At 61.5% G+C, this 6,294-nt stretch carries 4 protein-coding genes; all 4 read right to left on the bottom strand.

Going from position 1 to position 6,294, the window contains the following annotated elements; genetic code table 11:
* Positions 1-140 precede the first annotated feature (140 nt).
* From LNV23_RS23595 to xrtA, 4 genes are read right to left on the bottom strand one after another with little or no spacing between them, the layout of a single operon-like run.
* The gene (locus LNV23_RS23595; protein WP_263565199.1) at positions 141-2,078 is read right to left on the bottom strand and encodes an XrtA/PEP-CTERM system amidotransferase; all 1,938 of its coding nucleotides are present in this window, start codon (positions 2,076-2,078) and stop codon (positions 141-143) included.
* 12 nt (positions 2,079-2,090) lie between these two features.
* On the bottom strand, positions 2,091-3,266 hold the full coding sequence (locus tag LNV23_RS23590) for a TIGR03088 family PEP-CTERM/XrtA system glycosyltransferase (RefSeq protein WP_263565198.1): 1,176 nt from the start codon (positions 3,264-3,266) through the stop codon (positions 2,091-2,093).
* 27 nt (positions 3,267-3,293) lie between these two features.
* Positions 3,294-4,574 (bottom strand): nucleotide sugar dehydrogenase, encoded by a 1,281-nt coding sequence (locus LNV23_RS23585; RefSeq protein WP_263565197.1) that lies wholly within the window; start codon positions 4,572-4,574, stop codon positions 3,294-3,296.
* A gap of 53 nt (positions 4,575-4,627) precedes the next feature.
* On the bottom strand, positions 4,628-6,163 hold the full coding sequence (gene xrtA / locus LNV23_RS23580; protein WP_411910626.1) for an exosortase A: 1,536 nt from the start codon (positions 6,161-6,163) through the stop codon (positions 4,628-4,630).
* Positions 6,164-6,294 lie beyond the last annotated feature (131 nt).

Here is a 6,294-nt window from a genome sequence, read left to right as displayed (position 1 = left end):
ACCGCGCCCACATAGCCCAATCCAAAAATGCTGATCTTCATTGCTCAAAGTCTCCGAAATCTTGATGCAGCTCCGGGGCGCGAACGCCACGGAATCCACGTGCGCCCGCCATCGGCCAAAGCCGGGCGGGCTGGCCTCACTCAGGCGGGAACGCCGTCCCGGCTGTGCACGGCCAAAGGCAATTCTTCATCCACCACCTGGCGTAGGAAGGCCTCGAACATCAGCAGCGTCCACAGCGGCGCGCTGTAGTCGCGGGCCCCGCTCTGATGAGCCTCGACCAGGTGTTGCAGGTACTCCCGGTTGAACCAGCCGGTGGCAGCCAGGCGGGGGCCGAGCACCGCGTCCTGCACCCGTTGCTTAAGCGGGCCGCGGAACCAGCGCGCCAGCGGCACGGCGAAGCCCATCTTGGGCCGGTACAGCACCTCGTCGGGCAGCAAGGGCTCCATGGACTTCTTCAGCAGGTACTTGCCCTCCTGGCCGCGGATCTTGAGATCGGACGGCAAACTGGCCACCCATTCAACCAATTCATGGTCCATCAGCGGCTCACGCACCTCCAGGGAATGCGCCATGCTGGCACGATCCACCTTGGTGTTGATGTCGCCAACCAGGTAGGTCTTGGTATCCAGGTACTGGATCAGGGCCAGCGGGTCCTCGGTCTGGGCCTTGGTTGCGTGGCGGTCAAATACTTCCTGCGCGCCGTAGCCGCTGAGCTGCGCCTTGAACAGCGGGCTGAAGAGCTGATCGCGCATGGGGCCGCGCAGGATGGACACCGAATGGAAATAGGCCTCGACCGCATTGCGCGACAGACCTTCAAACGTCGTCTTGGCGCGAAACACGCGCGGCGCCCAGTCCGCCTTGGGATAGAGCCGGCCCAAAGTGCCAAACAAGGGCGTGCGCAAACCGGCGGGCATCAAGGAGCGCAGGCGTTCCTCCCTGAGATGTTCTCGATAGCGACGGTAGCCACCGAAGGTCTCGTCACCGCCGTCACCGGACAGGGCCACGGTCACATGCCTTCGGGCCAGTTGACAGACGCGATAGGTCGGGATGGCCGAGCTGTCGGCATAGGGTTCGTCGTAGAGCCGGGCCAGAGTGTCGAGCAGATCGAAATCGTCGGACTTGACGGTTTCCACCTTGTGCTCGGTGCGATAACGGTCAGCCACCAGCTTGGCGAACTCCGACTCGTTGAAGGCTGGGTCATCGAAGGCGATCGAACAGGTGTTGACCGCACCTGAGCTGATGCCGGCCATGGTCGCCACGACGGCGCTGGAGTCCACGCCGCCGGACAAGAATGCACCCAGCGGAACTTCGGCAATCATGCGCAGGCGTACAGACTCCTTGAGACGCTCTTGCAATTCCAGGCAGGCCTCTTCCACACCGATCTGGCGGTCGAGGGTGAAACGCACATCCCAGAACTGCTTGGGCGCAGGAATTGGCTGGCCGCGACGGATGCACAGGCTGTAGCCGGGCTCGAGCTTGCGGGCCTGCTTGAAGATGCAACGCGGCTCGGCCACATAGCCCAGCGCGAAATACTCCTCGACCGCCAGTGGGTCGATGTCTCTGCGCATCTGGCCATGGGCCAGCAAGGATTTCAGCTCCGACCCGAACAGCAACTGACCATCGTCCAGCACGCTGTAAAACAATGGCTTCACGCCCATGCGGTCACGGGCCATGAAAAAGGTCTGCGTGTTGCGATCCCAGAGTGCGAACGCAAACATGCCACGGAAGCGTTGCACGCAATCCTCACCCCAGGCCTCCCAGGCATGGACGATGCACTCGGTGTCGCTTTTGGTGTGGAAAACATGGCCCAGCGCCTGCAGCTCTGGGATCAGGGATTGATAGTTGTAGATCTCACCGTTGAACACCACCACCACGGAGCCGTCCTCGTTGAACAGCGGCTGCTGGCCGGTGGTGATGTCGATGATGGACAGGCGGCGATGCCCCATGCCCAGACCGGGCTCGGTGTGCAGGCTGCCTTCATCGGGGCCGCGGTGGTGCTGCGACTCGTTCATCCGATGCAGGCGTGCTGCATCGACCTCGCGGGCCGCCTGTGTGTCGAAGATTCCGGTGATTCCGCACATGTCTTGGTTTGCTCAATTGCCTTCAGGCGGCTGCGAGAAGCGGCGGGATTGCCGCGTCAAGGCTTGCGTGTACATGGCATCATATGTCGCCACCATACTGTTCAAACTGAATTGCTGGACCACGCGCTGTCGGCCCGCACGTCCGAATTCAAGGCGCAGCAAATCGTTTTCAGCCAGTCTCGTGATCGCCTCCGCCATGGCCGGCACATCAGTGGCAGGGACCAGCAGACCCGTTTTCTCAGCCTCGACCAATTCCACATTCCCGCCTACAGATGTCGCGACCACGGGCAGTCCGCTAGCCATGGCCTCAAGAATCGAATTGGACACGCCCTCTGACAAAGAAGGGAGCACGAACATGTCCAAGCCCCTCATGAACTCGGCCACGTCGCGACGTTCGCCAGGGAGATAGGCAAGTTCCGCAAGCCCGGCGTCCGACAGGATCTGAGCCACCTGTGAACGCAAAGGACCATCGCCGGCAATCAGCAACCTCAAGCGGCTGCCCAGTTCAGGTCGCGCACGAATTGCATGTACAAAAGCCCGCGCGAGCGTCAACTGATCCTTGATGGGCTGCATACGCCCGACCGTTCCGACCAACACATGTCGGCCCGACTCGAATGGGCAAGCCGCAATCTTCACGGGCTCGCTGCGAGGGAAAAACTTGTCGGTATCGACGCCGTTGTAGATCTGATTGATGCGCCCGGGCGATATGCCAATTGCATGTTCGAGATAGCGACTCAAGTCGCAAGAGAGCGCAACAAAACGCTGCACAAAAGGGCTGTAGAAACGGCGAGTCCAACGATTGCGCTGATTGCTCCCGTCGGCATCATCCAAATCGCGGCCATGTTCACCGTGAATGCGCACCGGCACCCGCGCAAGCCAGGCCGGCAACTGCCCTTCGAGTGCAGCCAGGTTTCGGCTGTGAATGATGTCAGGGCGCAGCTGACGGCACATGCGGTACAGAGCGCCATACTGCAAAAAGCCGGGGCCGGGAGGCTTGTCCAAGGCAAGGAATTGAACGTCATCACGCTGGATGCGACGGCGGAACTCGGTGACCTCGGTCATGGCCACAACCGCATGGCGCCAGCGACTGGAGTCCATATGGTTGATCAAGTTGACGACCCCATTTTCCAGCCCACCGGTATCAAACCGGAAAAGCAGATGGGCCACCAAAGGTCGCCGGTCAGTCATGATGTGGCTCGGCTCGGGTGAACATGCTCAAAGACGCCAGACTCGGTAGCCGGCGGACTCCAGGCTCGCCTGGTCAAAAGCGGCCTTCACGTCAATGAAAGCGCCCCCCTTGACCAACTTCTTGCCTAGGTCTTCCACGTTCAGCTTTGCGTATTCCTTGTGAGCCACAGCGGCAACTACCGCATCGGCGCGCGGCAGCTCATCGAAGGGCAGCAAGCGCACGCCGTACTCGTGCATGGCTTCCTCGGCCTCGGCCTGAGCATCGGTCACAAACACTTCCACGCCGTAGCTGCGCAGCTCGTTGATGATGTCGATGACCTTGGAGTTGCGCAGATCGCCGCAGTCTTCCTTGAAGGTCAGGCCCAGCACATTGACACGGGCGCCCTTGATGTAGGAGCCCGAGGCAATCATGTGCTTGATGGTCTGCTCGGCAATGAACTTGCCCATGCTGTCATTGATGCGCCGGCCAGCCAGGATGACTTGCGGGTGGTAGCCCAGCATGTCGGCTTTGTGGGTCAGGTAGTACGGGTCCACGCCGATGCAATGGCCGCCGACCAGGCCCGGCTTGAACTTCAGGAAGTTCCACTTGGTGCCTGCCGCGGCGAGCACTTCGGAGGTGTCGATGCCAATCTTGTCGAAGATGATGGCCAGCTCGTTCATCAGCGCGATGTTCAGGTCACGCTGGGTGTTCTCGATCACCTTGGCAGCTTCAGCGGCCTTGATGCTGGAGGCGCGGTGAACGCCGGGGAGGATGATCTTCTCGTAGAGCTCGGCCACCTTGTTGAGCGTCTCGGGCGTGTCGCCGGAGACGATCTTCAAGATCTTGGTCAGCGTGTGTTCCTTGTCGCCGGGGTTGATGCGCTCAGGGCTGTAGCCGATGAAGAAGTCCTGCTTCCACTTCAGGCCCGACTCGCGCTCCAGCACCGGGATGCACACCTCTTCGGTGGCGCCGGGGTAGACGGTGCTCTCGTACACGACGATGGCGCCCTTCTTCATGTGGCGGCCAACGCTGGTGCTGGAGCCGATCAGGGGCTTGAAGTCGGGAATGTGGGCCTCGTCCACCGGCGTGGGCACGGCGACGATGATGATGTCGGCCTCGGCCAGCATCTCGGGCTTGTCGGTATAGACCGCGTGGGTGGCGGCTTGCACTTGCTCGTCGCTCAGTTCGCGAGAGGGGTCGACACCGCGCTGGCAGGACTCAACCTTGGCGGTCGAAATGTCAAAACCGATAGTCCGAATCTGTTTGCCGAATTCCACCACCAATGGCAGGCCCACATAGCCCAGGCCGATCACCGCTAAGGTCGTCATCTCGCTTCCCTTGTCCGATCAAATCTCGAGATCAAATTTCAAAAATCAGCTACTCATTGAGATGCAGCCGGCATAGTTGCTTGGCCATCCCGTGCCTTGCGCAAGACGGCATCCAAAGCGACCCAGTTTTCTTGCACAAACTCACGAAGCGCCGCTTCGCCCGCACCGTCTTCGCTTCGGTCGGTAAAGAAGGTCAAAGCCGCCGCATCGTCGCCCCGCCCTATCAAACGATGCCAGAGGCCGAGCAGCTTGGCCTGAGAATCACTGCTGGTAGCCTGACCATTGACCCAATAGACCTGCCAAACGTCCAGGCGCTGCGGCCAAGGGCTGTCCGTGCCCTGCAGATTGCGCAACTCGGTTCTGCGCAGGCGCATGGCCGGTACCCGCAACTCCACGCTTCCCTGTGGCATCGTGGACCACCGGCGATCGTCCATCGTGACCAGAGTGTTGACCGAGCTGATCAGTTTGCTGCTGTAGCTCTGCTGGCGGTAGTAGGCGAGATGCAAGCCCAGTTGCCGCTCGCCCTTGCGGTAGACCGCTTCGGTTTGCCCGGCTGGCGCCTGGAACACGGGTTTCAGCATCACAGGGCTGCCGGGCACAACCTGCCAGCTGCCGACCGTGCCGGCGGGCAAGTTGAGCACCAGATCCGGCTTCGGTGCCTGCAGTGTCAGACGCTGCGACCAGGCAAAAGGAAGCAACACCAGCGCCAGGGCCGACACCAGCGTGAACGCTGCTGCAGCACTCAGGCGGCGAGGCAAACCGGGCATGCCCGACCCCGGATTGGCCTCGGGTGCTGGCGCATCGGGCTCGGCCCAGCGGGCCCCGACCATGAACATGGCCAGCATGATGATGCCGAAGAACACCCAACCGTAAAGCAGATGGTCGGCACCTGTGGCCAGCTTATTGCCGGACACATGACCGAGCAGCACGGTCAGATAGGCTCGCACCCAGTTGGCCACCACGGGCAGCAAGATGGCGAAGATCACGAAGATCACACGCCGCTTGACTGAGCGGTAGTTGAGATAAGCGAACAGGGCCCCCACCATGACCGAAGCCATCAAATAGCGAATACCGCTGCAGGCCTCGACCACCGACCAATTGCCGCTCGGAATCACGAACTGCAGGCCTTCGCGATAGACCGGAATGCCGCTCAAACGCAGGGCGCCGACCGTGAAATCTGCTGTCCAGTCCATGAACAGCGGCATCAGGAATTCGCCGATGGGCACGGCAAAGAAAAAGAAGGCAAGCGGGAAAGCAATCACACGGGCTGCTGCCGACCCTAGACACAAAGGCACGGCAAAGACCAGCATGCCCACCAAGGCCAGTTGTGTCGCGGCATTGACGGCCGCCAGATCCCCCAGCAACCACAAGCTGCCACAGGCCGCCAACGGCAGCAGAAACCACGGCGAAGGCCGCGGTTCGACCAGGACCAAGGCCGCGCGCTGGCGCCAGATCAGCCACAGCGCGATCGGCGGCACTGTGAAGGCATGGGCAAAGGTCTCCGAGCGGTTCCAGATTTGCACCATGGCCCAGGCTGTCTGGTGGTACAGGCCCAACACCAAGAGCAAGACCACTGCGAGCCCGAGCAAGGCACGCGGCCAAGCGGAACCGACTGGAGCGCCCCCTCGCGCGGGACTGTGGTTAGCCGGATTCATCACCAGCACAGCCCTTGCACCCGAGCCTTGAAGTCCGCCTTGTTGGGCAGGTTCACCAGGTCCAG

The organism is Kinneretia sp. DJ1R-11 (assembly GCF_025717595.1).
In the GTDB taxonomy this organism is placed as follows: domain Bacteria; phylum Pseudomonadota; class Gammaproteobacteria; order Burkholderiales; family Burkholderiaceae_C; genus Paucibacter_A.
Note: the sequence above shows the minus strand (reverse complement) of the source record. Positions and strands in the feature narration are given on the sequence as shown.